Raw genomic sequence first — 25,450 nt, 5'->3', positions numbered from 1 at the left:
GGCGCGTGTTGCGCCCGGTCCGCCACCCTGATCCGCCATCGTTACAGGAGTGCTTTGCATGACCCGCATTGCCATCGTCACCGACATTCACCACGGCGCACCGTCGCACACCAAACGGGGCGATACCGCGCTGGACCTGCTGTGCCAGTTCGCCGACTGGTCCAACGCACAAAAGCCCGATCTGGTTCTGGATCTGGGCGACCGGATTTCCGACATTGACACCCAGACCGACCTGCGTCTGGAAGGCGAAGTGGCCGACGTGTTCGCGCGTCTGGACGCACCCGTTTACCACATCTGTGGCAACCATGACCGCGACCACCTGACCGTGGCCCAAAACGAAGAGATCCTGGGCGTCGATCTGAATAACCGGGTGATCGACCTTGGCGACTGGCAGTTGGTCCTGTGGCGGGCCGATGCAAAAATTCACCGGTCCGCTCCGCGCATCGGCTTTGACCTGCCCGAGGCGGACCTGTTGTGGCTGTCCTACGCGCTGCAACGCGCGACAAAACCGACGTTGATTGCCAGCCATGTGCCATGCTCGGGTCACAGCCAGATCGGCAACTATTATTTCCAGCGCAACGAAAGCCTGTCCACATACCCGCAAGCCGACCGCGTGCGCGAGGTGCTGGCGCAGGCGCGTGTGCCGCTGGTCTGCATCGCGGGGCATGTGCACTGGAACACGGTCACCACCGTAGACGGCACACCGCACATCACCCAGCAAAGCCTGACCGAAAGCTTTACCACCGCCGGTGAACCCGCCCGCGCGTGGGGGATGCTGGAGCTGGGCAAGACGGTGCATTGGCAGGTCTTTGGCGACGACCCGTTCGAGGCGCGGCTGACCCCGACCAACCAACGCTGGACCGCGCCATTGCAACCCTTCCTGTCAAAGCTGGCGGCGGAATGACACTGGTACCTCCCAATCCGCCCGTCCTGTCGGTCCGCGATTTGCGCGTGGCTTTTGGTCACAACGAGGCGGTCCACGGGCTGTCCTTTGACATCCACCGTGGCGAAACGCTGGCGCTGGTTGGTGAAAGCGGCTCTGGCAAGAGTGCCACGGCGCTGTCGATCCTGCGGCTGATCGAACGCGAAGGCGGGCGGATCGTGGGGGGCAGTATCCGGCTGGCTGGCGATTGTTTGACCGATATCACCAGACTGTGCGCCTCTGAACTGCGCGCGCTGCGTGGGGACCGTGTGGCGATGGTGTTTCAGGAACCGATGACCTCGCTTAATCCGGTGATGACAATCGGCGCGCAGATCTGTGAAACGCTGACACTGCACCGTGGTCTGCGAGGCGCTGCTGCGCGCGAAGCTGCGCGGGCGGCGTTGGAACGGGTCAAAGTGCCCGATCCCGCACAGCGACTGGATCAATACCCGCACGAACTGTCCGGCGGGCTGCGCCAGCGTGTGATGATCGCCATGGCGCTGAGCTGCGAGCCCGAGGTGCTGATTGCGGATGAACCCACGACCGCGCTGGATGTGACCACGCAGGCCGAAATCCTGCGTCTGATCGCGTCGTTGCAACGCGAGATGGGGATGGCGGTGCTGTTCATCACCCATGACCTTGGCGTGGTGTCGCAGATTGCCGACCGCGTGGTCGTGATGAAGGACGGGGAAAAGATCGAGGAAGGCCATACGGCCGATCTCTTTGCCAATCCGCGCGCTGATTATACCAAGGAGCTGATGGCCGCCTCGCCGCGTCTGGGCGAGGGCGCGCCGGAACCGCTGGCCGATCCCGAGCCGGTGTTGCAGGTGCGCGGGTTGACCACGACCTATGGCGGTGGCCTGTTTTCAATGGGCAGAGTCAAACCGGCGGTGCGCGATGTGTCGATCACGCTGGGACGCGGCGAAACGCTGGGGCTGGTGGGCGAATCCGGTTGCGGGAAATCCACGCTCGCGCGGTCGATCATGCGGCTGGTGGAACCCACGGCGGGGCAGATCACGCTGTTGGACACCCGCATCGACGGATTGTCACGCGCGGCGTTGAAAGCGCACCGGGCACATATCCAGATGGTGTTCCAGGATCCCTACGCCTCACTCAATCCGCGCATGTCGATCCGCGACGTGGTGACCGAACCTGCGTTCCTGCACGGTATGGTCGCCGCTGCGGACCGCAGGGCGATGGCGATCGAGCTGTTGGAGCGGGTCGCACTGCCGCGCGACGCGGTTGATCTTTATCCGCACCAGTTCTCGGGCGGTCAGCGTCAGCGCATCTGCATTGCCCGCGCCCTGTCGGTGCGCCCGCAAATCATCGTGGCGGACGAGGCGGTGTCGGCGCTGGATGTGTCGAACGCGCGGCGGATCACCGACCTGATGGCGGATATCCAGAAGCGCGACGGGGTGTCGATGCTGTTCATCAGCCACGATATTGCCGTCGTCGAACGGGTCAGCCACCGGATTGCGGTGATGCTGAACGGGCGGATTGTCGAGACTGGTCCAACCGACCGCGTGCTGAATGATCCGCAGCATCCCTATACCCAAGTGCTGCTGTCGGCGGTGCCGCGCATCGACCGGATCGGGGCCGCGAAAGGCAAAGAGAGGGCGCGGTCACTCGCTTTGGTCTGATGCGGACGGGCAGGGGGTAACCCGACGCGTGTGCCTGCGCGAAAAAGATGTTGCATCGCTGGAACCTTCTTCGGGATGCGGCGTTCTTTTTGTACCTGCGCGGCACTGCCTCTCATCCCCCGAGTTTTTGCAGTCCCGCACCCGCGCAGCAAAAAGGGCGCCGACCCGGCGCCCTTTTTCGCAACGTTGCATTCGGGTAGCTGTTCAGCCGCCCCAAGTGCGCACGGCACCACAATCCATGTGAACAAAGTTCGAACCGGAATAGCGTCCGACGCCACCGCCATGGCAGGCCGCTGCGGCCTTGGCAATCTGGTTGACCGACCGCGACGCCAGTCGAAGGTCAGCGGCCTGACCCTTCATGTGCAAGGAGTTTTTCGCCACACCGCCACTGCGCGCGCGCAGCATGGCGTTGGTTTTCGGCGAACGGTATCCCGAAAGAAGCATATAGGGTTCGTTGACGTCCATCAGGTTGTGGGCGGCGGCCATGATATCCACGGTCCGCAGGTCCATCTTGACCACGTCGTCGGTACGCCAGTCGCGCATGAAGTGGTTCAGTTCCTTGAAGGCATCGCTGATATATTCGCCTTCGATCCAATAAATCATGTCCAGGCGTTCGCCGGTGCGGCCCGAATACATTCTGATGCGTCGGATGTCGCCAGCGCCGCGCAAGAAGCCGGCTGCGTTTGCGAAAGTGGGTGCCGCAACAACAGTGGTTGCCGCAAATGCGCCCAATAGAGCGCGGCGGGTCATACCCGTAGAGCGATTGTCATTCATGATTCTGCGCGTCCCGTAGTTCTGCCTGACCGTGATGTTACACCGCCAATTTCATCTCATCCCCAGATGTGGGATCTGTATTGCATAGCAAGAATCGTTAACCAAGCGCTGAATCCCATCGGTTCCATCTATCAAGAGTTTTAGGCGAATTTTTGCGCATATTTGGGCATATGTGCTTTTTTGGCCCATGAGCGATGCAAGCCGGTCGCAGGGGAGAAACTTATCCATTTTCCCGCGTAAATGTGAGTGGACAGCCCTATTGTTGTCGTATGAAAACCGTCTTCAACAGTCCGACACCATACCAAATGGGGGAAATATGACGCTTACAGGCAACAGGTTCTTGGCGGTCTTCGCTGCATTGGCCGCCATCATCACACTGTGGAGCGTTCCTGCGCCCGCAAACGCGCAGGTTACTGCGTTCAAGCAGGCCGTGGCCGAAGGGGCCGCGCGCGACAAGGATATCGCGGCCTTCTACCAGGCCAACGGATATGAAAGCATCTGGACCGGCAACTCGGGCCGCGAACGCAAGCGTCGCGCCGAGTTGATCAAGGCGCTGAACAGCGCAGACGATCACGGCCTGCCGGTCTCGCGCTATGATCCCGACGGGCTTTTGGCCAAGATGAAAGCCGCAAGGTCGCCCCGCGATCTGGGTCTGGTCGAGGTCGAAATCAGCCGTGTGTTCCTGCAATACGCCCGCGATGTGCAAACCGGCGTTCTGGTGCCGTCGCGCATCGACAGCCGCATCGTGCGTCAGATCCCTTACCGCGACCGTACGTCCTATCTGGTGAATTTCGTAAAATCCTCTCCCTCGGGATTTTTCAAGGCACTGCCGCCGAAAACCCAGGAATACACAGCCCTGATGAAGGAAAAGCTGGGGATGGAGCGTCTGTTGGCCAAAGGTGGCTGGGGTCAGAAAGTGCCTGCCTCCGCGCTGAAGCCGGGACAGTCGGGCAATGCTGTCGTGATCATGCGCAACCGTCTGATGGCAATGGGCTTTCTGGACCGCACGGCGTCGCAGACCTATGACGCGAAAATGACCGCAGCGGTGCAGCAGTTCCAACTGGCGCACGGGCTGGCCGCCGATGGTGTGGCCGGACAGACCACCATCGTTGAAATGAACCGCTCGGTGCAGGAACGTCTGCAATCCATCATCGTGGCGATGGAGCGTGAACGCTGGGTGAACCAGGAACGCGGCCGCCGTCATATTCTGGTGAACATCCCCGATTTCACCGCCAAGGTTGTCGACAACGGCAAGGTCACCTTTGAAACCCGTTCGGTTGTGGGGGCCAACAATTCCGATCGTCCGACGCCCGAGTTTTCGGACGTGATGGAATTCATGGTCATCAATCCCAGCTGGTATGTCCCGCGCTCGATCGTGACCAAGGAATATCTGCCCGCGTTGCAGCGCAACCCCAATGCGGTCAGCCACATCGAGATCACCGACAGCAGGGGCCGCAAGATCAACCGTGGTGCCGTGAATTTCAGCCAGTACACTGCGCGGACCTTCCCCTTTTCCATGCGCCAGCCGCCCAGCAAGGGCAACGCACTGGGTCTGGTGAAATTCATGTTCCCGAACCAGTACAACATCTACCTGCACGACACGCCGTCCAAGAACCTGTTCGACCGCGAATCCCGCGCGTTCAGCCACGGGTGTGTGCGTTTGGCCGATCCGTTCGATTTTGCCTATACGCTGCTGGCCAGACAGACGAGCGACCCCAAGGGTTTCTTCCAGGCAAAGCTGGCCACCGGCGCCGAACAGACCGTGATGCTGAAAGAGCCGGTGCCCGTGCACCTGATCTATCGCACAGCCTTCACCACGCCCAAGGGGCACACCCAGTACCGCCGCGATGTCTATGGTCGTGACGCCAAGATCTGGGAGGCCCTGTCGCAGGCAGGGGTGGCCTTGCGCGCGGTTCAGGGGTAATTCGGACCCCAACAGGGGACAGTGGTCCCCGTAAAGGGGTACGCATATGTCTTATACGGTGAAAGAGATTGCAGCGGCGCTGGGGGCGGAGGCCTTTGGCGCCGTTGACCTTTTGATCACGGGCGTGAACGAACCCGCCTTGGCCGCAGCCGACCAGCTGGCGATGGCGACCTCTGCCAAATACGCCGAGAGCCTGTCACAAGGTGCGGCGCGCGCCGCCGTGCTGTGGCAGGGCGCCGACTGGCAGGCGCTGGGGCTGGAGGCAGCGATTGTGCCCGCGCGGCCCCGTTTTGCAATGTCCGGTCTGACGCGGATGATGGACCGCGGGCAGGGGTTCGGCACAGGTATTCACCCCACGGCGGTGATTGATCCCACGGCAGAGATCGGCAGTGACGTCAGCATCGGCCCGCTGTGCGTGGTGATGGCCGGCGCGCGGATCGGAGCCGGTTCAATCGTCGGGCCGCAGTGTTTCATCGGCACACAGGCGGTGCTGGGGGCCGAGGCATACCTGCGCGAACAGGTCAGCATCGGCGCCTATTGCCAGATCGGAGACCGCTTTATCGCGCAGCCGGGCGGACGTGTGGGGCCTGACGGGTTTTCCTTTGTCACCCCCGAGGTATCGGGAGCCGAGCAGGCCCGCGCCTCGCTGGGTGCGGACAACGACGCCAAGCCGCAGGCCTATGCGCGCATCCATTCGCTGGGGGCGGTGATCATCGGGGATGATGTCGAGCTGGGCGCGAATTCGACCATCGACAACGGCACGATCCGCGCCACCCGCATCGGCGACGGCACCAAGATCGACAACCAGGTGCAGGTTGGCCACAACTGCGTCATCGGCAACGACACGCTGCTGTGCGCAGGCGTTGGCGTGGCCGGATCGACCGTTGTGGGCAACAACGTCGTCCTTGGCGGGATGACCGGCGTAGGCGACAATCTGACCATCGGAGATCGCGTCATTTGCGGCGGCGGCACCAAGGTTTTGTCGTCGGTGCCTGCGGGCCGCGTCATGCTGGGCTATCCCGCAACAAAGATGGAAACGCAGCTGGAAACCTACAAGGCCCTGCGCCGACTGCCGCGCCTGTTCCGCGATGTCGCGGCCTTGCAGAAAACAGTTTTCAAGTCGGACAACAGTGACTAAGTCTTTGCGCGAACCGTGGACCAAGTGGGGGACGACCATATGAGCGTCAAGGACAAGGTTATCGCAATTATCGCTGAACAAGCCGTGCTGGAGCCGTCCGATGTGACGATGGACAGCACGCTGGAAAGCCTCGGAATCGACAGCCTGGGACTGGTCGAAAGCATTTTCGCAATCGAGGAAGAGTTCGACATTTCCGTACCCTTCAACGCCAACGATCCCAGCGAAAGCGATTTCGACATCTCTACGGTGGCGTCGATTGTTGCCGGCATCGAAAAGCTGATGGCGGAGCAAAAGGACACCGTATGAAACGGGTGGTGATTACCGGCGCGGGCACTGTGAACGCGCTGGGGCACAACGTGGCCGATACGCTTGAGGCCATGCGCGAAGGCCGCTGCGGTATCGGTCCGCTTGAATTTCAGGACGTGGACCGGTTGGCCATCCGCATTGGTGGCCAGGTGCGCGGCTTTGAGGCCGAGGGTTTGTACAACCGCCAGCAGATGAGCCTGTATGATCGATTCACCCAATTCACGCTGGCCGCTGCCAAAGAGGCTATTGCGCAGTCCGGCCTGATCTTCAGCGGGACATTATCCGCCAAATCGGGCGTGGTGCTGGGCACCGCCGGTGGCGGGGTCAGCACGTGGGATGCGAATTATCGCAGTGTCTACGAAGAGGGCAAGAACCGCGTTCACCCCTTTGTCGTGCCCAAGCTGATGAACAACGCCGCGGCCAGCCACGTCAGCATGGAATATAACCTCAAGGGACCGTCGTTCACCGTATCGACCGCCTGTGCGTCGTCCAATCACGCGATGGCGCAGGCGTTTCAGATGGTGCGCTCGGGCATGGCACCCGCGATGGTCACGGGTGGCTCTGAATCCATGCTGTGCTTTGGCGGGGTCAAGGCCTGGGAAGGCTTGCGGGTGATGTCACGTGATGCGTGCCGTCCGTTTTCGGCCAACCGCAACGGGATGGTTCAGGGCGAGGGCGCGGGTATTTTCGTGTTCGAGGAAATGGAACATGCACGCAAGCGCGGGGCCGAGATTCTATGCGAAGTGGCAGGCTTTGCCATGTCGTCGGACGCCAGTGACATCGTCATGCCGTCCAAGAACGGTGCCGCGCGCGCGATGGCGGGTGCCCTGGCCGATGCACAGGTAAACGCCGGCGAGGTCGGCTATATCAATGCCCATGGCACCGGAACGGCTGCCAACGACAAGACCGAATGCGCCGCCGTGGCGGATGTGTTCGGCCAACACGCGGACAAGCTGATGATTTCCTCGACCAAGTCGATGCACGGCCACCTGATCGGCGGCACCGGTGCGGTCGAGCTTTTGGCCTGTATCATGGCCCTGCGCGACGGGGTGATTGCGCCCACCATCGGTTATGAGGAACCCGATCCCGAATGCGCGCTGGACGTGGTGCCCAACGAAGCGCGTGATGCGTCGGTCGATGTGGTGTTGTCCAATGCCTTTGCCTTTGGCGGCATGAATGCGGTGCTGGCCTTGCGCAAATTCGCCTGATCGCGCCGACCGCCCACGAAAAAGGCCGCGCCCCGATGTGGGGCGCGGCCTTTTTTGAACCGTGACGGCTTGCGTTATTGCTCGATCACCGAGGATTTTCCGAAGCTGTCGGTAAAGCCTTTCAGCGACATTGTCAGTTCGACCTTCTGATCGGGGGCCAGTGCAGGCACGATCGTGAGCGTGGCGTTGGCACCGCGTTTGAATGCGGCCACATCTTCGGCCACCAGACCGATACGGGCATAGCAACCGACCGGGTTACAGAACGCGTAAGGATATGTGCGCGCGTTGCCGCCATCGACAGCGAGCTTCAGCTGCGCGGGCAGGGAGGTTTCCAACGGCACGATGATGGTCGCACCGGCCACGGCCTTGCCGCCTTCGGGCAGGCGGAACAGCGAAAACTCGGCGACGGGCGAACCCTGACCGTCATCCAGCAGCTGATACATCTGACAGGGGTCTTTTTCTTCTTCGGTCTTGATGCAACGGATTTCGAACGCACCGACGGTTTCGGCAGTATAGGGCTTGCCCAGTTCCGGATCGGCGTCGGGGTCGTTGCCCATGCTCAGTTGCGATTCAATCTCGGCTGCGGTGCCGGACTGTGTTTCAACGGGTTTATCACCTGTCTCTGCGGTCTCGGGCGCGCTTGTGTCGGGTGTGGTCGTCTCGGGCGTTGTGGTTGTCTCTTGTGCCAGAACAGCATGGGGCGCGGTCAATGCCAGCGCGGCCGTCAGCATCAGTGTTTTGATCGAATATGACATCTTAACTTCCAGACTTGATTGCTTTGCGATTCAGTTAGCACGCAAGCGCAGCACTGTCAGGGGCCAGTGCATTGAAATCTGGGGCGATCCGGCAGTTTTATGCCGTTTTTCAACGTCTGCGGGCACAAAAAGAAAAGAGGACCCGATTGGACCCTCTTTTCAAATGATATCTCCCCGTCGGACTGGCCGACTTATTTTAAAGAGAGATTAGGCAATGACACATAGACGGTCAACTGCAAATCTGAAGGCGGGTCGAGAATGCGGAAATCACAAGAAAAATTTCCGTGCTCAGCCAAAAGCCGCCTGAAATTTCAGCAAAAAAAGCCGCGCCCGAAGGCACGGCCAGTCTGACAGGGAGGAAGTCATTCCACACCGGAAGGACTAGACGGTGTCGAATGAAAATCACTATGGCCCTGAAAGGTTAAGTTTGTATGGTCGGCAGAACAGGTTTTGCGCGATGCGAGGCCAGCGAGTAACGGGACAGGCAGATGGAAGACGCAGTTTTTGTAGGGGGTGGCGGGCCGGAGTATGGGGTTCAACAGGGGCTGAGCCTGAAATACGCCAACCGGCACGGTTTGATCGCGGGGGCCACGGGCACCGGCAAGACAGTGACATTGCAGATTCTGGCCGAAGGGTTTTCTGCCGCCGGCGTGCCGGTGTTCATGGCCGACGTGAAGGGCGACCTGTCGGGCCTTGCCAAGGCGGGGAGCGCTGCGGCCAAGCTGCACGAACCTTTCACCGAGCGTGCGGCCAAGATCGGGTTTACCGATTATGCCTATGCCGCATTTCCGGTGACCTTCTGGGACATGTTCGGCCAACAGGGCCATCCGGTGCGCACCACTTTGTCCGAAATGGGACCGCTGTTGCTGAGCCAGCTTTTGGAGCTGAGCGAGGCGCAGGAGGGGATTTTGAACATCGCCTTCCGTCTGGCGGATGAAGAGGGGCTGCCGCTGCTGGACCTGAAGGATTTGCAGGCATTGCTTGTCTGGATCGGAGAAAACGCCAAGGATATTTCGCTCCGCTATGGCAATGTTTCTTCCGCGTCGGTGGGTGCAATCCAGCGCCGGTTGCTGGTATTGGAAAACCAGGGTGGGGCCAAACTGTTTGGCGAACCGGCTTTGGCACTCTCCGACCTGATGCGCTGTGATGCGGACGGGCGCGGGATGGTGAACATCCTGGCCGCGGATCAGCTGATGGCCTCGCCCAAGCTTTATGCGACGTTCCTGTTGTGGCTGCTGAGCGAGCTGTTCGAGGAACTGCCCGAGGTGGGCGACCCGGACAAGCCCAAGCTGGTCTTTTTCTTTGACGAGGCGCACCTGCTGTTCGACGACGCGCCGAAGGCGCTGATCAACAAGGTCGAACAGGTGGCGCGGCTGATCCGGTCCAAGGGGGTTGGCGTCTATTTCATCACCCAGAACCCGGCAGACGTGCCCGAGGATATTCTGGGACAGCTTGGCAACCGCGTGCAGCACGCCCTGCGTGCCTTTACCGCCAAGGACCGCAAGGAACTGCGCATGGCGGCGGAAACCTACCGCGAGAATCCCGCCTTTGACACCGAAACCGCGATCCGCGAGGTCGGCGTGGGCGAGGCCGTGACCTCGATGTTGCAGAAAAAAGGGGTGCCGGGGATTGTCGAACGCACCCTGATCCGTCCGCCGTCGTCACAACTGGGGCCGATCACGCCGGACGAACGGGCAGGGGTCATGGCCGCATCGCCCATGGCGGGGAAATATGACACGCTGCTGGACCGCACATCGGCTTTTGAAATTCTCAAGGACCGCGCGGCAAAGGCAGCCGCCGAAGCTGCGCGCGCCGAGGAAAAAGCCGAAGAGGCCGAAGAACCCGCCGCGCGCGATTTCAATGCAGGGCGACGTTATTCCGGTACGCGGGTGACGCGGTCAACGTCACGCTCCACCCGCAGCAGCACCAGCTTTGGCGATCAGATGACCAAGATGGTGGTCAAGGAACTGACCGGAACCATGGGCCGCCGCATCGTGCGCGGCATCCTGGGCGGGTTGTTCAAGGGACGCTAACAGCCTTGCTGCGCGCCGGCTATGTTGCTGTCCTTGCGTTCCGATTGAAACCCAAAAGGCCCGCGCGGGATGCACGGGCCTTCTTTCATTTGAATGGATGGTCCATCACCGCTCGGGGATCAAACCGCGCGGGCTGAACCGCAGGACCAACAGCAGAACCAATCCCATCGTCAACAACCGCATATGCGCGGCGCTTTCGATCAGGTGCACCTTGAGCGGCGATCCGTCGGTCATGCCCGAGGTGATGGCCTGCATCAGCAACAGCCCCATCGGTTCGACCTGAACCCACAGGAACCAGATCAGGAATCCGCCCAGCACAGCACCCAGGTTGTTGCCCGACCCGCCGACGATCACCATCACCCAGATCAGAAAGGTAAAGCGCAGCGGCTGGTAGGTGCCCGGTGTCAGCTGCCCGTCCAGCGTTGTCATCATCGCACCGGCAATCCCGCAGATCGCACTGCCCAGGATGAACACCTGCAAATGCCGCGCGGTCACGTCCTTGCCCATCGCTTCGGACGCGTTTTCGTTGTCGCGGATGGCGCGCATCATGCGGCCCCACGGACTGTGCAGCGCGCGCTGTGCCAGCACGAACAGGATCACCAGAACCACGGCGAACAGACCCGCATAGACCAGCTTGACCCAGATCGTGGACGCGGTGACGGGGTCCATCCCCAGACTTGCAGCCCGTTCCAGAAACGCAGGATCGCTTTGCAACTCGATCTCGTAGGGGGCAGGCCGGGGCAGGCCGATCACGTTTTTCACGCCACGGCTCAGCCAGTCCTCGTTTTTCATCACGGCAATGATGATCTCGGCGATGCCCAGCGTGGCAATGGCCAGATAGTCGCTGCGCAGGCCAAGGGCGGTCTTGCCGATGATCCAGGCGACACCAGCCGCCAGCAAACCACCAACAGGCCAGGCCACCAAGGTCATCCAGCCCCATGCCGCCCCGCCGGGGTTAAGGCCGCCCAGATAGCCGGTCGATGCAGGATCAATCGCCTCGATCCGTGCGACCGACGGGTCAAACAGCGCGCGGTACACGAAGAACCCGCCAATCAGCAGCACCAGAACCACAACCGTGCGCAGCCAGCCTGCGGACATCCGTTTGATCACCAATGCGGTGACCACAATCGTCGCGGCCCCCATCAGCAACGCCACGATTACACCACCACCGCCTGCGGCCCAGGCTTCGGTGGTGGGGGGCATGGACACCAGAACCGTGGCCAGACCGCCCAAGGCGACAAAGCCCATGATGCCCACGTTAAACAGACCCGCGAATCCCCATTGCAGGTTGACGCCCAAGGCCATGATCGCGCTGATCAGACCAAAATTCAGGATGAACAGCGCCGAGTTCCAACTTTGCAGAAATCCCGTGCCGATGATCAGCACGGCAACCAGCGCGAACAGCGCGGTGTTTTTAACTGTCTCGTTCATACCGATTTCCCCGCAAACAATCCGGTGGGCCGGAACAGCAAGACGATCAACAGGATCACGAAGCTGACGGCGAATTTATAGTCGGTGCTCAGAAGCTGGGCCAAACCGTCGGGCGCCAGGCTTTCGGGCAGGGCATAGCCTGCAACTTTTTTCCACGCATAGGTGACCATGACTTCGGAAAAGGCGATGGTGAACCCGCCCGCGATGGCTCCCAGCGGACTGCCCAGACCGCCAACGATGGCGCTGGCAAAGATCGGCAGCAGCAGCTGGAAATAGGTGAAGGGCTTGAACGACTTGTCCAGCCCGTACAGGACCCCCGCCACGGTCGCGAGAGCCGCGACGATCATCCAAGTGATCATCACCACACGCTCGGGGTTGATGCCTGACAACAGCGCCAGATCCTCGTTGTCGGAATAGGCGCGCATGGATTTGCCGGTGCGGGTGCGGTTCAGGAACCAGAACAGCGCCGCCACCACGATCACGGCTGTGATCACCGTGATCCCTTGGGTGGTCTTGATCGCCAACCCTTCCTCAAGGCCGGTCATGTCCTTGAACGTGCGCACCGACACGATAAACCGTTCGCCATCGGCAAAACGCTGGTCGTCTGGCCCAATGATGAAGCGCACCAAACCGTTCATGATGAACATCACGCCAAGCGACACGATCACAAGGATCACCGGCTTGGCCTTTTGTTCGCGGTAGAATTTATAGACCACACGGTCGGTGAACAGCAGCAGCGCCATACAGCCCAGAATGCCAAAAGGCAGGGCCAGCAGCGCCGTGGGCACCGGCCCCAGCGAAATGCCCCAGCTTTGGAACAGCCAGGTGAACAGGATGGTCACCATTGTGCCGAAGGCCATCGTATCGCCATGGGCAAAGTTGGAAAACCGCAGGATGCCATAGATCAGCGTGACCCCCAGCGCCCCCAGCGCAAGCTGGCTGCCATAGGCAATCGCAGGGATCAGAACAAAGTTGGAAAGCGCCACAAAGGCGTTGAGAAGATCCATTATGCACAGCCTCCGGTCGGGTTGGTGCCCAGCGGGCTGTGGATGCGGGGTGTTGAAGCGTGATGCATATCCTCAGCCCCCCAAGAACGATTTGCGGACTTCGGGATCGGCCAGCAGTTCTTTGCCGGTGCCGGTGAACGCATTCGCCCCTTGCACCAAGACATAGCCTTTGTCGGCAATCTCAAGCGCCTGACGGGCGTTCTGTTCCACCATCAGGATCGGGATGCCCGTGCGGGCGACCTCGATGATGCGGTCGAACAGCTCGTCCATGACGATGGGGCTGACGCCCGCCGTGGGTTCGTCCAGCATCAGAACCTTGGGCCGTGTCATCAGCGCGCGGCCAACGGCGACCTGCTGGCGTTGACCGCCCGACAGTTCGCCCGCCGCCTGACGGCGCTTTTCCTTGAGGATGGGAAACAGATCATAGACCTGCGCCATCGTATCGCGGAAATCGTCGCGCCGGATAAAAGCGCCCATTTCCAGGTTTTCCTCGACGGTCATCGAGGTGAAGATGTTCGAGGTTTGCGGGACAAACCCCATGCCCTTGGCCACGCGGTCCTGCGGGCTGAGGTCGGTGATATCCTCGCCGTCCAGCCGGACCGAGCCCTGGCGCACGTCCAGCATCCCGAACACCGCCTTCATCGCGGTGGATTTGCCCGCACCGTTGGGGCCGACGATCACGGCAATCTCGCCTGCGTCCACGGCCACGGTGCAGTCGTGCAGGATGTCGGGGCCGCTGCCATAGCCGCCGGTCATGCTGTCACCGATCAGAAACGCATTGCGCGTGTTCATCGCAGCACCCGTGCCGGGGTGGGCGGACAGGGTGCCGACACCCTTGGGGTTGGCGATCGACGCGTCCTTGTTGCCGCGTCCGTCTGAATATGGATTACCGCTCATGCGCCCACCTGCTCTTTGTTTTTCAGGCCGGTGCCCAGATAGGCCTCGATCACGTGCTCGTTGGCCTTGATCTCGTCCAGCGTGCCCTCGGCCAGAACCTTGCCCTCGGCCATGCAGATCACGGGGTCGCAAATCTTGCCGATGAAATCCATGTCGTGTTCGATCACGACAAATGTGTAATTGCGTTCTTGGTTCAGGCGCAGGATCGCGTCGCCGATGGTGTTCAGCAGCGTGCGGTTCACACCTGCACCAACCTCGTCCAGAAACACGATCTTGGCGTCGACCATCATGGTGCGCCCCAGCTCCAGCAGCTTTTTCTGCCCACCCGAGATCTGGCCCGCCTTGTGATCGGCCAGATGCTCGACCGTCAGGAACTCAAGAACCTCGTCCGCCTTTGCGCGCAGGGCGCGTTCCTCGTCGGCGATGCGTTTGCGGCCAAACCAGGTGTTCCACAGGGTTTCGCCCGACTGGTTGCCCGGCACCATCATCAGGTTCTCGCGGCAGGTCATCGAGGAGAATTCATGGGCGATCTGGAACGTACGCAACAGCCCCTTGTGGAACAGCGTGTGCGGCGGAAGTCCGGTGATGTCCTCTCCGTTCATGGTGACACGGCCCGAGGTTGGCTTAAGAACCCCTGCGATCACGTTGAAAAGAGTGGTTTTTCCTGCGCCATTCGGACCAATCAGCCCGGTAATCGATCCTGGTTTGATCGACAGGCTGGCGCCGTCTACGGCGTGAAAGCCGCCAAAATGTTTGTGAATGTCGTCGACGACGATCATTGGCTTTCATCCCCTGTGTGTACGCGACCCTCATTAAACGGGGTTCGCTTTATACTGGAAACGGCCCGAATGTGACTTCGGGCCGTCTTGAAATGTTAAACGCGCATCAGCGGTATTTGATTGTGGAATACTTGCCGTCAGCGAATTCGATTTCCTGGTAGTTGCCAGCCGATTCACCGGGTCCGATCAGTTCAACAGCGGAAGCGCCTTCATAGTCGACATCTTCGCCGTTTTTGATCAGCTCAAGCGCCTTGGCCAGTTCGCCGGGATAGATTTTCTCGCCGGGTGCGTTGGCCACGTCCATGACCTTGTCTTTAAAGTCAGCCGAGTCCATCGAGTTTGCCGCTTGCATCGCCAGCATGATCAGCGCCGCTGCGTCATAGCTTTCCGGTGCAAATGCGCCGGTGCCATCAAATCCGGCCGCTGTGGCCAGTTCCAGGAACTTGGCAGCGCCTTCGCTGTCGGTGCCGGGGTAGGCGCCGAACGAACCATTCAGTTCCGCACCAAAGTTTTCGTTCAGTTTTTCACCAACCATACCGTCGGGGAAATAGAACGTGTCAAACGCACCCGAGTCGATGGAGGAACGGACAATGCCCGAGCCGCCCTGGTCAACGTATCCGGCAACAACAAGCGCTTCACCGCCCGCCGAGGCCAGCGCGCCGACCTCTGCCGAATAGTCGGCTTTGCCGTCTTCGTGCGCGGTCGCGATGGTGACAGTGCCGCCAGCTTCTTCAAACGCTGCCTGGAAGGCATCCGCCAGACCCTTGCCATAGTCGTTGTTGGTATAGGTCAGCGCGACCTCTTTGACGCCGCGGTCCTGCAGGATCTCGGTCATGATCACACCCTGACGCGCGTCCGACGGAGCGGTGCGGAAGAACAGGCCGTCATCTTCGGCAGTCGACAGGCCGGGCGATGTGGCCGACGGCGAGATCATGACGATGCCGTTGGGACGTGCCGCGTTTTGCAGTATCGCACCGGTCACGCCCGAGCAGTCTGCACCCATGATGGCCGAAACCTTGTCCGAAGTGATCAGACGTTCGGCGGCCGAGGTGGCGGCACCGGCGTCGATGCATGTGCTGTCGCCGCGGATCGAGACGACTTTGGCACCATCCAGCAGCGCACCGCTGTCCGTGACTTCGGCCATCGCCAGTTCTGCACCGGCACCCATTGCGGGGGTGATCGATTCCAGCGGGCCGGTAAAGCCCAGGATCACGCCGATTTTCACTTCCTTGGCGTGGGCATCGGCAAAGGCCGTACCGGTCATCAATGCGGTGGCCGCTGTGGCCATCAGAAACTTTTTCATGTGGTAACTCCCTTATTGGAACTTTTCGTTCTGGCGCGAGCCTACGCACGTCGTTCTGAAAAGAAAAGCGATTTAAGATGCCCTTGTTCTTGGCCAACTCCTTTGGAAAGTCAGGATTTTCGACCTATCTGTATTTTCGAAACAAATTTACGGTGCCGGTCCGCGCGCCAGGGAGGATGCAATGATGCGACTGTTCACGATTCTATGTGTCTTGTGGGGATTTGGGACGGTTTCAGGGGTGCCACAGGCTCAGGCACAGGAGACTTCGGCGGGGCCGGTCACCTTTTCCGCACAGGTGCAGGATCTGGATACGCCCTGGGCCTTTGACTTTCTGCCAGAAGGCGGAATTCTGGTCACTGAGCGGGCCGGGACGCTGTGGCATGTCCGGCCCGACGGATCGCGCGTCGCTGTGACGGGGGTGCCCGAGGTCGCGGCCAGCGGGCAGGGCGGATTGCTGGACGTAACCCTGCCGCGCGACTTTGCCGACAGCCGTACGGTTCTGCTGACCTATGCCAAGCCACAGGATGGCGGTGGTGCAGGGACCGCGCTGGCCGCAGGCGTGCTGTCGGCGGACGGGTCGTCGCTGGGCGATGTGCAGGTGCTGTTCGAGATGAAGCCGGGCAACCAGGGCGGCAGGCATTTCGGCAGCCGCGTGGTCGAGGGGGCGGATGGCACGCTGTTTGTCACCATGGGCGACCGTGGCAAGGGACCGCTGGCGCAGGATCTGAGCCAGCACAACGGCAAGGTGGTGCGGGTGATGCGCGACGGGTCGGTGCCATCGGACAATCCATTTGCGGCACAGTCGGATGCGCTGCCTGACATCTGGTCATTTGGTCACCGCAATACGCAGGGCGCAGCGCTGGATGCCGATGGCCGCCTGTGGGTGGTCGAACACGGTGCCAAGGGCGGCGACGAAGTGAACCTGACGGTCAAAGGGGTCAACTATGGCTGGCCGGTCATCAGCTATGGCCGCAACTACAACGGGACGAAAATCGGCGAAGGGACAGAAAAAGACGGGATGCAGCAACCTGCGCATTATTGGGACCCGTCCATCGCGCCATCGGGCGCGATGTTCTATGACGGTGACATGTTTCCCGACTGGAAGGGCAATCTGTTCGTGGGCGCGCTAAAGTTCAACTATATCAGCCGCCTGCAGATCGACGGCGACGCCGCGCAAGAGGTCGAGCAGATCAAGGCGCCTGAAACAGCCCGCGTTCGTGACATCCAGACTGCCCCGGACGGCAGCATCTGGTTCCTGTCTGTCACGGACGGCACACTGTACCGGATGGCGCTTTGATCAGATGCTCAGCTTTGCCGCGTGCGATCCCCGCTCGCGGTAGGGCGTGGTGTCGTAATGCGCGCGGTAGCATTTCGAGAAATGCGAGGGCGAGGCAAAGCCGCAGGCCAGCGCCACGTTGATCACGCTCATATCCGTCTGCATCAACAGGTTGCGTGCCTTTTGCAGGCGCAATTCCATGTAATACCGCTTGGGCGAACGGCTGAGATAGCGGCGGAACAAGCGTTCGAGTTGGCGGGTGGACATGCCCACATCCTTGGCCAGGATCGACGGGCTGATCGGCTCTTCGACGTTGGTTTCCATGATCTGGATAACCTGAGACAGCTTCGGGTGCCGCACGCCGATTCGGGTGGGCACGGACAGACGCTGGGTGTCCTGATCGGTGCGGATCGACGAATAGATCAACTGGTCGGCCACTGCATTGGCCATATCCTCGCCGTGGTCATCGGCGATCAGCTTCAGCATCAGGTCGATTGACGACGTGCCGCCCGCCGTGGTGATCCGTTGACCATCCACGACAAAGACGGATTTGGTCAGGTTCACCTCTTCGAATTCTTCGGCAAAGCTGTCCTGGTTTTCCCAGTGAATCGTCGCCTTTTTGCCATCCAGCAGACCGGCGCGCGCCAGAGAATAGGCAGCGGTGCACAGCCCCCCCATTTGCAGCCCCTTGCGCGCTTCGCGGCGCAGCCAGCCCAGCAGACGTTTGCTGGTCGCGTCCTGGACGTCGATACCGCCACAGACCATGACCGTGTCATCGCGATTGAGTTCTTCCAGATCACCGTCCAGCTTGAACGCAGTGCCGGCCGAGCAGACAGCCGTTTCGCCGCCTTCACCAATGATGCGCCATTCGTACAGGTCACGGCCGGCCATGCGGTTGGCAATGCGCAGGCTTTCCAAAGCAGCGGAAAAGCACAGCAATGTGAAATTGTTCAAAAGGACAAAGACATAGCGGCGGGGTTTGTCGGGGGAAACAGACCGGTTGGTGGCTGAGCGCGTCTGCGACATCGCGGCGTCCTTATAAATACAGTTTCGACGAAGACCCGATACCTGCTCTCAGACATCTTATTCACCGGGCCTTTCCTGGCCATGGCGGGGACTCTGCCCACGCATGAGCCGCGACGTCAAGAGGTCGCAATTGACGTATGGCCAGTTATAGCACGCTTTTGTATAAGCCCTCCACTAGGGTGGCTGGATGACAGCCTGAACACGGAGAGACACTATGAGCGAATGGTCGAAATCGGATTGGCGCAGCAAGCCACGGATCCAGATGCCTGACTATACAGACACAGCTGCACTGGAGGCGGTCACCGCCCAGCTGTCGAAGTATCCGCCGCTTGTCTTTGCGGGCGAAGCGCGCAGGCTCAAGGCGCATCTGGGTGCGGCCAGCCGGGGCGAGGCGTTCCTGTTGCAGGGCGGCGATTGCGCCGAGGCTTTTGACCAGTTCAGCGCCGACAGCATTCGCGACACGTTCAAGGTGATGCTGCAAATGGCAATGGTGCTGACATTCGGCGCCAAGGTTCCTGTGATCAAGGTCGGCCGCATGGCAGGCCAGTTCGCCAAGCCGCGCAGCGCCCCCACCGAGGTCATCGACGGCGTCGAGCTGCCCAGCTACCGCGGTGACATCATCAACGGTCTGGAGTTCACGCCCGAGGCGCGCATTCCCGATCCGGCAAAGATGTTGCAAGCCTACACACAGGCGGCAGCCACGCTGAACCTGTTGCGGGCTTTTTCGACCGGGGGTTTTGCCGATATGAACCGGGTCCATTCCTGGACGCTGGGCTTTACCGATACCGAGGACGCAGCCAAATACGCCGAGATCGCCAACCGGATTCAGGACACCATCGATTTCATGGGGGCCGCTGGCATCAACTCGAAAACCACGCATGAGTTTTCGACGGTCGAATTCTACACCAGCCATGAAAGCCTGTTGCTGGAGTATGAAGAGGCGCTGACGCGGATCGATACGACTTCGGGCAAATGGCTGGCCGGGTCGGGGCATATGATCTGGATCGGCGATCGCACCCGCCAGCCGGATGGCGCGCATGTGGAATATGCACGTGGTGTCCAGAACCCGATCGGTCTGAAATGTGGCCCGACGACCACGGCGGATGACCTCAAGGTCTTGATGTCCAAGCTGAACCCCGAAAACGAGGCGGGTCGTTTGACGCTGATCGCACGCTTTGGCGCGGGCAGCGTGGGCGATCACCTGCCGCGTCTGATCAAGGCGGTGCAGGAAGAGGGCGCCAATGTGCTGTGGACCTGTGACGCAATGCACGGCAACACGATCAAGTCGTCCTCGGGCTACAAGACACGTCCGTTCGAAAGTGTCCTGCGCGAAGTGCGCGAGTTCTTTGCGGTGCACCAGGCCGAGGGCACAGTCCCGGGTGGCGTGCATTTCGAGATGACCGGGCAAGACGTGACCGAGTGCACCGGTGGTGTACGGGCCGTCAGCGACGAAGACCTGTCAGATCGCTATCACACCGCATGTGACCCGCGCCTGAACGCCAGCCAGTCGCTGGAACTGGCATTCCTAGTGGCCGAGGAACTGACGGCACGGCGCAACACGCAAATCAGCCAGCAGCACGTCGGCTGATGACATGGCGCAAGGATTTTCTGCGGGGAATCCTTGCGGCTTTCCCGTCGGAAGAACCTCACTTCAGTCTGTCTTGGTGTCGGTCTTGATCAGCCGCAGATAGGGCACATCGCCGGAGCGCCGGCCTTTGACAAAGGGCTTGGCGTCTTCTGCCATGCCGGACTGGCGTGTCGGGTTCTGCCCTGGCGAGGGTTCGGTCGGCGCCGATGTTGTCGCGGGTGCGGTGATTGCGCGGCTGGTCACCGAAATGACGTCGAAACGGCGCGGCTTGCGTCCGATGGTGCCGCGCGCCACGAAACAGCCCAATGCGCGGCTGACATCCCCCAGATCGCTTTTCAACGGCAACAGCACCATGCGGGCTTCCAGTGCCGGTTTGTCAAATGCCGCAGGCGCGTTGAGATGTACCTCGCAAACGGCCGGGCGCTGGAACACTTCTTCCAATGCGTCGCAAACCTGCCGCCGCCCGTCGGGCGCAATCAGCGCGGTCAGCGGCATCCCGCGCACCTCCATGCCCATAAGGTCGCCCAGGTGGCTGCCCGCGATGCGCAGCCGGGCCATGCCGGGGGCGATGCGTTCCAGGATAAAGGTGAATTCCAGCGCGGATTCGATTCCGCGCGGATCGATCTCGGATCGTTTCGGCATCAAACGCGAACGGCGCAGCGCATCCCAATAGCCTTCGACCTGCGAGAGGGCGGAAAAGCCGGAATCTGCCTGAAAATCTGTCATAGCCACCACGTTCTGCGGGTTGCGTTCGAAGAAATCCATTACATGCCTACCTTAGCCTTATTGAGCAGAAAGGTCTGCCACATCGTTACCAAACCATTAATAACCGAACACTTCCTTCATCGGTCTGAAATCTTAAGAGTTGGTTAACAGCGTCCGGTGCCGTGTAACCTGTTCGCGGATTTCTGCCTTTGCGGGAACCGCCGCTGTGGGTTGCCCACTGCACCCCAAAGGCCCTATTGCAATGTCATGACCAAATCAGCCCCAAACCCCGCCCTTCATTCCATGACCGCCTTTGCCACCTCTGCGGGGGAAAGCGGTGCCTATCGCTGGAGCTGCGAGTTGCGCAGCGTCAATGGCAAGGGGCTGGATATCCGCCTGCGCGTGCCCGATTGGGTCGAGGGGCTTGAGGTCGCCCTGCGCGCGCTTGTGGCAGCCCATGTGGCGCGGGGCAACATCACGCTGAACGTGCGTGTCACCCGCGAGGATGCTGGCGGCATGGTGCAGGTCAACAATGCGCAATTGTCCGCCGTGCTGACCGCCCTGACCGAAATCGAGGCGCAGGCCATGGACCTTGGCCTGTCGCTTGCCCCCTCCAAGGCCACCGACATTGCGGTGATGCGCGGCGTGCTGGACCAGACCAGCGTCGATCAGGACACCGGCCCGCTGAAGGCGGCGATCGAGGCTGATGTGACGGCGTTGGTGCAGGATTTCGTACAGATGCGCGCCAGCGAGGGCAGGGCGCTGGCCCACGTGTTGCACGCCCAACTGGACGAGGTCGCCGCGCTGACCGCCGAGGCCGCCCGCGTGGCCGAGGCCCGCAAGGACGAGGTGGCCGAAAACCTGCGCCGCAATTTGGCGCGCATCGTGGAAAACGCCGATGGTCTGGATGCCGCGCGTGTCGCGCAGGAGCTGGCGTTGCTTGCGGTCAAATCCGACATCACCGAGGAAATCGACCGGCTGGGTGCCCATGTCACAGCCGCGCGTGATCTGATTGACGCGGCCGGTCCTGTCGGTCGGAAACTGGATTTCCTGATGCAGGAGTTCAACCGCGAGGCCAATACACTGTGCTCGAAGGCGCAGAATACCGAACTGACGCGGGTGGGGCTGGCGTTGAAGGCGCTGATCGACCAGATGCGTGAACAAGTGCAGAATGTGGAGTAACCGCCAATGACAATCGAACGCCGCAAGAACGACCGCCGGGGCCTGCTGATGATCCTGTCGTCGCCCTCGGGCGCAGGCAAAAGCACGCTGGCCAAGCGTCTGCGGGCCTGGGACACTACGATCAGTTTTTCCGTCTCGGCCACCACCCGCCCCCCGCGCGTCGGCGAAGTGGACAAGTTCGACTATCATTTCGTGACCGAAGACGTCTTCAAGACGATGGTGAACAACGACGAGATGCTGGAACATGCGCATGTCTTCGGCAACTTCTATGGCTCGCCCACGGCCCCTGTGCGTGCCGCGATCGAACAGGGCAACGACGTGCTGTTCGACATCGATTGGCAGGGCGCGCAACAGATCCGCAATTCGGTGTTGGGCATGCACACGTTGTCGGTCTTTCTGCTGCCCCCCAGCATCCACGAACTGCGCCGCCGTCTGGAAGCGCGCGGGCAGGACAGCAAAGAGGTCATCGACCAGCGCATGAAAAAGTGCTGGGACGAGATCAGCCATTGGGACGGTTATGATTACGTTCTGGTGAATGATGATCTGGACGAAACCGAAGACAGCCTTAAAAAGATTATCGAGGTCGCCCGGATGCGGCGCAGCCAGCAGCCGAACCTGACAGAGCACGTGCGCAAACTTCAATCCGAGTTTCAGGAGCAGATATGACCATTTTCGCCTTGGGCGCAGATCGCCCCGACATACACCCCGATACATGGGTGGCACATGATGCCAACCTGATCGGCAAGGTCGTGATGGAAGAAGGCTCCAGCGTCTGGTTCGGGGTCACGATCCGTGCCGACCACGAGGAAATCCGCATCGGCAAGGGAAGCAACGTGCAGGAAAACTGTGTAATGCACATCGATCGTGGTTATCCGCTGACCATCGGTGAAAACTGCACCATCGGTCACAAGGTCATGCTGCACGGCTGCACCATCGGCAACAACAGCCTGATCGGCATGGGTGCCACGATCCTGAACGGGGCCAAGATCGGCAACAACTGCCTGATCGGGGCAGGGGCGCTGATCACCGAAAACAAGGTGATCCCCGATGGGTCGCTGGTCATGGGGGCACCGGGCAAGGTGGTGCGCGAACTGGACGCCGCTGCGATCAAGGGGCTTGAGGCCAGCGCGCTGCATTATCAGGACAACATGCGCCGGTTCCGCGACGGCATGACAAAGGTCGGCTAAAATGCGCAACGAGAAAGGATCGCTGATCCGCCCCGTTCCCTTGCCCGGAAGTGCATCGCGCCCGGTGGTCACCCCGTTGTCGCCGTCGGTGGTCTACGCCAGCGACACGCCTGACATGTTGGACGGCCAGTACGAGGGCAAGCTGCATGGCTATACCTACAGCCGCGAGGGTCACCCCAACGCCGATGTGGTTGCGGGTCTGCTGGACCGCATGGAGAATGCACCAAACCCCGGTGTCGTGACCTCCAGCGGGATGGCGGCGGTTTCGGCGGTGCTGTTGGGATTGCTGAAATCGGGTGATCACGTGATCGGCGGCAACCAGCTTTATGGACGGTCGCTGCGCATGATGGCCGAGGACCTGCCGCGTCTGGGCATCGAAACGACGCTGGCCGATCCCGGTGACGTGGATGCCGTGCGTGCCGCCCTGCGCCCCGAAACCCGGATGATCCTGGTCGAGGTGGTATCGAACCCGACGCTGCGCGTGGCCGATATGAAGGGGCTGGCCAAGTTGGCCAAAGAGGCGGGCGTGCTGTTGGTGGTCGACAACACATTCACCACGCCGCGTGCCTATCAGCCCTTTGAACATGGCGCCGACATCGTCATCCATTCGGTGACCAAGCTGCTGGCGGGCCATTCCGACGTGATGCTGGGCTATGTCGCGGCGCGCGATGCGGCGATCAACACGCGGCTGCGGGTCTTTACCGTGACCGCAGGCATGACACCCAGCCCGTTTGACTGCTGGCTGGCCGAGCGCGGCATGCTCAGCTTTGATTTGCGGTTCGAGCGGTGCCAGACCACGGCGATGAAACTGGCCGACGCTTTGGCGGGCTTCAGCGGGGTCAAGCGTGTGATCTACCCTGCGCGCACCGACCACCCGGACCACGCCCGCGCCGCCGACCTGCTGCAAGGGCGCTGGTGCAACATGGTCAGCTTCGAGCTGGACGGGGGCCGCGACGCCGCCAACGCGTTCACCACTGCCGCGGAGGGCCTGAGCTTTGCGCCGACGCTTGGCGATGTGGGCACCACGCTGTCGCATCCGGCCTCCTCCTCGCACCGGGCACTGACCGCCGAGCGGCGCGCGTCCCTTGGGATGTCCGAAGGTTTCTTTCGCGTGTCCGTGGGGCTGGAAGATCCCGACGCGCTTGTTGCGATCTTTGAACGCGCAGTCGCCGCTGCCGTAAAGGGCTGAGGTCCATGCCGCAGGACCATGCGATCCGCGCCATGCTCGAGGCGCTGCCGATGCCGGGGCTGGTGGTGAACCAGTCAGAGGTCATCGTCGGCGCAAATGCAGCGGCGCGCAATCTGATTGGCCAGCGGATCGAAGGGCGGCCCTATGTCACCATGCTGCGCCAGCCTGCGCTGCTGGACGCGGTCGAGGCGTGCCTGCGCCAGGGCAAGCCCCGCACCGCACCCTATCTGACCAACGACGGATCGCAGCACAGCACGTTTTCGGTGCACGTGGCACAGGTGGTGGTCGATGACGAAGCGCCGATGGTGCTGCTGACCTTCGAGGATGTCACACAGGTTCAGGCCGCAGGACAGATGCGCCGTGATTTCGTCGCCAACGTCAGCCACGAACTGCGCACACCGCTGACGGCGCTTATGGGGTTTATCGAGACCCTGCGTGGCCCTGCGCGCAACGATCCCGCGGCGCAGGCGCGGTTTCTGGGCATCATGCAGGATCAGGCCGAGCGGATGAACCGGCTGGTGGGTGACCTGTTGTCGCTGAGCCGGGTCGAAGGCGACGAACGGGTGCGGCCCACGACGCAGGTCAACCTGCGCGAATGTCTGTCATCGGTGATGCCGCTGATGACGCCGCTGGCCGAAGAATCATCGGTCACGCTGGTGGCAGAGCTGGGCGATGATCCGGTGGCCGTGGCCGCCGACCGTGACCAGTTGGTGCAGGTGGTCAGCAACCTGATTGAAAACGCGATCAAATACGGCGGCAAGAATGGCAAGGTCACCTTGCGGCTCGAGGTACATGACTACCTGCGCCCGCTGCGTGGACCGGGTGCGACGATTGTGGTCGAGGATGACGGACCGGGCATTGATCCGGTGCACCTGCCGCGCCTGACCGAACGGTTCTACCGCGCCGACAACCACCGCAGCCGCGAACTGGGCGGGACGGGCTTGGGCCTTGCCATCGTCAAACATATCGTCAGCCGGCACCGTGGCCGGTTGCGGATTGACAGTGTGCTGGGGCAGGGCACGACGGTGCAGGTGGCGCTGCCATTGTTGCAGCCCGAGGGCAGCGGCGTGATACAGGATCACCCCTGAACGGCGACAGATGCGGTATCCCTGGGGCTGCTGCTTGGCTTTCCCATGTGGTGTGACAGCCAGGACATCTATCAGAATCTCAACGGGCGCAG

23 protein-coding genes are annotated in these 25,450 nt (G+C 61.3%); 14 read left to right on the top strand and 9 right to left on the bottom strand.

The genetic code is table 11. The annotated features are described in order from the left end of the window. The first annotated feature begins 58 nt into the window (after nt 1–58). A complete protein-coding gene (locus tag BUC08_RS04005) occupies nt 59–904 on the top strand; it encodes a metallophosphoesterase family protein (RefSeq protein ID WP_037920365.1) in 846 nt (281 codons plus the stop codon). Next, on the top strand, nt 901–2,562 hold the full coding sequence (locus BUC08_RS04000) for an ABC transporter ATP-binding protein (RefSeq protein WP_051693764.1): 1,662 nt from the start codon (nt 901–903) through the stop codon (nt 2,560–2,562). Before BUC08_RS04005 ends, BUC08_RS04000 begins: the two co-directional genes overlap by 4 nt. 204 nt (nt 2,563–2,766) lie before the next feature. On the opposite strand, the gene BUC08_RS03995 is transcribed toward BUC08_RS04000, so the two are convergent. After that, complete coding sequence (locus tag BUC08_RS03995; RefSeq protein ID WP_174861761.1) at nt 2,767–3,312, bottom strand: YcbK family protein; 546 nt, start codon at nt 3,310–3,312, stop codon at nt 2,767–2,769. A 340-nt stretch (nt 3,313–3,652) separates the two neighbouring features. Between BUC08_RS03995 and BUC08_RS03990 the strand changes: the two genes are divergently transcribed. Genes BUC08_RS03990 through BUC08_RS03975 form a run of 4 tightly spaced genes read left to right on the top strand, consistent with a single transcriptional unit; the run spans nt 3,653 to nt 7,912 of the window. Next, nucleotides 3,653–5,260, top strand: a complete 1,608-nt coding sequence (locus tag BUC08_RS03990; protein WP_037920371.1) for a L,D-transpeptidase family protein — start codon at nt 3,653–3,655, stop codon at nt 5,258–5,260. Nucleotides 5,261–5,306: 46 nt separating this feature from the next. Then, a complete protein-coding gene (lpxD, locus tag BUC08_RS03985; RefSeq protein WP_037920373.1) occupies nt 5,307–6,398 on the top strand; it encodes a UDP-3-O-(3-hydroxymyristoyl)glucosamine N-acyltransferase in 1,092 nt (363 codons plus the stop codon). 39 nt (nt 6,399–6,437) lie between these two features. Next, nucleotides 6,438–6,704 (top strand): acyl carrier protein, encoded by a 267-nt coding sequence (locus tag BUC08_RS03980; protein ID WP_028956591.1) that lies wholly within the window; start codon nt 6,438–6,440, stop codon nt 6,702–6,704. After that, the gene (locus BUC08_RS03975; protein WP_037920379.1) at nt 6,701–7,912 is read left to right on the top strand and encodes a beta-ketoacyl-[acyl-carrier-protein] synthase family protein; all 1,212 of its coding nucleotides are present in this window, start codon (nt 6,701–6,703) and stop codon (nt 7,910–7,912) included. Before BUC08_RS03980 ends, BUC08_RS03975 begins: the two co-directional genes overlap by 4 nt. Nucleotides 7,913–7,986: 74 nt before the next feature. Here BUC08_RS03975 and BUC08_RS03970 read toward each other — a convergent pair whose 3' ends face one another. Continuing rightward, a complete protein-coding gene (locus BUC08_RS03970) occupies nt 7,987–8,667 on the bottom strand; it encodes an invasion associated locus B family protein (RefSeq protein ID WP_037920384.1) in 681 nt (226 codons plus the stop codon). A 488-nt stretch (nt 8,668–9,155) separates the two neighbouring features. Between BUC08_RS03970 and BUC08_RS03965 the strand changes: the two genes are divergently transcribed. Next, nucleotides 9,156–10,700, top strand: coding sequence for a helicase HerA-like domain-containing protein (locus BUC08_RS03965; protein ID WP_037920387.1), 1,545 nt, complete (start codon nt 9,156–9,158; stop codon nt 10,698–10,700). Nucleotides 10,701–10,805: 105 nt separating this feature from the next. On the opposite strand, the gene BUC08_RS03960 is transcribed toward BUC08_RS03965, so the two are convergent. The 5 genes from BUC08_RS03960 to BUC08_RS03940 all read right to left on the bottom strand — a co-directional run bounded on the left by BUC08_RS03960 (nt 10,806) and on the right by BUC08_RS03940 (nt 16,117). Beyond that, on the bottom strand, nt 10,806–12,131 hold the full coding sequence (locus tag BUC08_RS03960) for a branched-chain amino acid ABC transporter permease (protein WP_037920390.1): 1,326 nt from the start codon (nt 12,129–12,131) through the stop codon (nt 10,806–10,808). Next, on the bottom strand, nt 12,128–13,138 hold the full coding sequence (locus BUC08_RS03955) for a branched-chain amino acid ABC transporter permease (RefSeq protein WP_037920392.1): 1,011 nt from the start codon (nt 13,136–13,138) through the stop codon (nt 12,128–12,130). The genes BUC08_RS03960 and BUC08_RS03955 overlap by 4 nt, the downstream gene beginning before the upstream one ends. Before the next feature lie 72 nt (nt 13,139–13,210). Beyond that, nucleotides 13,211–14,035, bottom strand: coding sequence for an ABC transporter ATP-binding protein (locus tag BUC08_RS03950; RefSeq protein WP_073194123.1), 825 nt, complete (start codon nt 14,033–14,035; stop codon nt 13,211–13,213). Continuing rightward, complete coding sequence (locus BUC08_RS03945) at nt 14,032–14,814, bottom strand: ABC transporter ATP-binding protein (protein WP_037920394.1); 783 nt, start codon at nt 14,812–14,814, stop codon at nt 14,032–14,034. The genes BUC08_RS03950 and BUC08_RS03945 overlap by 4 nt, the downstream gene beginning before the upstream one ends. Nucleotides 14,815–14,920: 106 nt before the next feature. Continuing rightward, nucleotides 14,921–16,117 carry an ABC transporter substrate-binding protein gene (locus tag BUC08_RS03940; protein ID WP_037920397.1) on the bottom strand — a complete coding sequence of 399 codons (1,197 nt, stop codon included), beginning with the start codon at nt 16,115–16,117 and terminating at the stop codon, nt 14,921–14,923. Nucleotides 16,118–16,298: 181 nt separating this feature from the next. Between BUC08_RS03940 and BUC08_RS03935 the strand changes: the two genes are divergently transcribed. Further along, entirely contained in the window at nt 16,299–17,414 is a 1,116-nt protein-coding gene (locus BUC08_RS03935; RefSeq protein WP_037920400.1) for a PQQ-dependent sugar dehydrogenase, read from the top strand. On the opposite strand, the gene BUC08_RS03930 is transcribed toward BUC08_RS03935, so the two are convergent. Further along, on the bottom strand, nt 17,415–18,419 hold the full coding sequence (locus tag BUC08_RS03930; RefSeq protein ID WP_037920402.1) for a GlxA family transcriptional regulator: 1,005 nt from the start codon (nt 18,417–18,419) through the stop codon (nt 17,415–17,417). A gap of 214 nt (nt 18,420–18,633) precedes the next feature. Between BUC08_RS03930 and BUC08_RS03925 the strand changes: the two genes are divergently transcribed. Beyond that, nucleotides 18,634–20,007, top strand: coding sequence for a class II 3-deoxy-7-phosphoheptulonate synthase (locus tag BUC08_RS03925; protein WP_037920406.1), 1,374 nt, complete (start codon nt 18,634–18,636; stop codon nt 20,005–20,007). A 63-nt stretch (nt 20,008–20,070) separates the two neighbouring features. Here the strand turns inward: BUC08_RS03925 and BUC08_RS03920 are convergent, their stop codons facing one another. After that, a complete protein-coding gene (locus BUC08_RS03920; RefSeq protein ID WP_037920408.1) occupies nt 20,071–20,772 on the bottom strand; it encodes a PAS domain-containing protein in 702 nt (233 codons plus the stop codon). Between the two features lie 207 nt (nt 20,773–20,979). Here BUC08_RS03920 and BUC08_RS03915 point away from each other — a divergent pair, with 207 nt between their 5' ends. Genes BUC08_RS03915 through BUC08_RS03895 form a run of 5 tightly spaced genes read left to right on the top strand, consistent with a single transcriptional unit; the run spans nt 20,980 to nt 25,358 of the window. Beyond that, nucleotides 20,980–21,894 carry a YicC/YloC family endoribonuclease gene (locus BUC08_RS03915; protein WP_037920410.1) on the top strand — a complete coding sequence of 305 codons (915 nt, stop codon included), beginning with the start codon at nt 20,980–20,982 and terminating at the stop codon, nt 21,892–21,894. A gap of 6 nt (nt 21,895–21,900) precedes the next feature. Then, the gene (gene gmk / locus BUC08_RS03910) at nt 21,901–22,560 is read left to right on the top strand and encodes a guanylate kinase (protein ID WP_037920413.1); all 660 of its coding nucleotides are present in this window, start codon (nt 21,901–21,903) and stop codon (nt 22,558–22,560) included. Next, complete coding sequence (locus BUC08_RS03905; protein ID WP_037920420.1) at nt 22,557–23,081, top strand: gamma carbonic anhydrase family protein; 525 nt, start codon at nt 22,557–22,559, stop codon at nt 23,079–23,081. The genes gmk and BUC08_RS03905 overlap by 4 nt, the downstream gene beginning before the upstream one ends. 1 nt (nt 23,082) lies before the next feature. Next, nucleotides 23,083–24,270 carry a trans-sulfuration enzyme family protein gene (locus BUC08_RS03900; RefSeq protein WP_037920423.1) on the top strand — a complete coding sequence of 396 codons (1,188 nt, stop codon included), beginning with the start codon at nt 23,083–23,085 and terminating at the stop codon, nt 24,268–24,270. A 5-nt stretch (nt 24,271–24,275) separates the two neighbouring features. Continuing rightward, a complete protein-coding gene (locus BUC08_RS03895; protein WP_037920427.1) occupies nt 24,276–25,358 on the top strand; it encodes an ATP-binding protein in 1,083 nt (360 codons plus the stop codon). The last annotated feature ends 92 nt before the right edge of the window (nt 25,359–25,450 follow it).

It is taken from the genome of Pseudosulfitobacter pseudonitzschiae (assembly GCF_900129395.1).
Lineage (GTDB): Bacteria > Pseudomonadota > Alphaproteobacteria > Rhodobacterales > Rhodobacteraceae > Pseudosulfitobacter > Pseudosulfitobacter pseudonitzschiae.
This window is presented reverse-complemented; position numbering and strand designations above follow the sequence as displayed.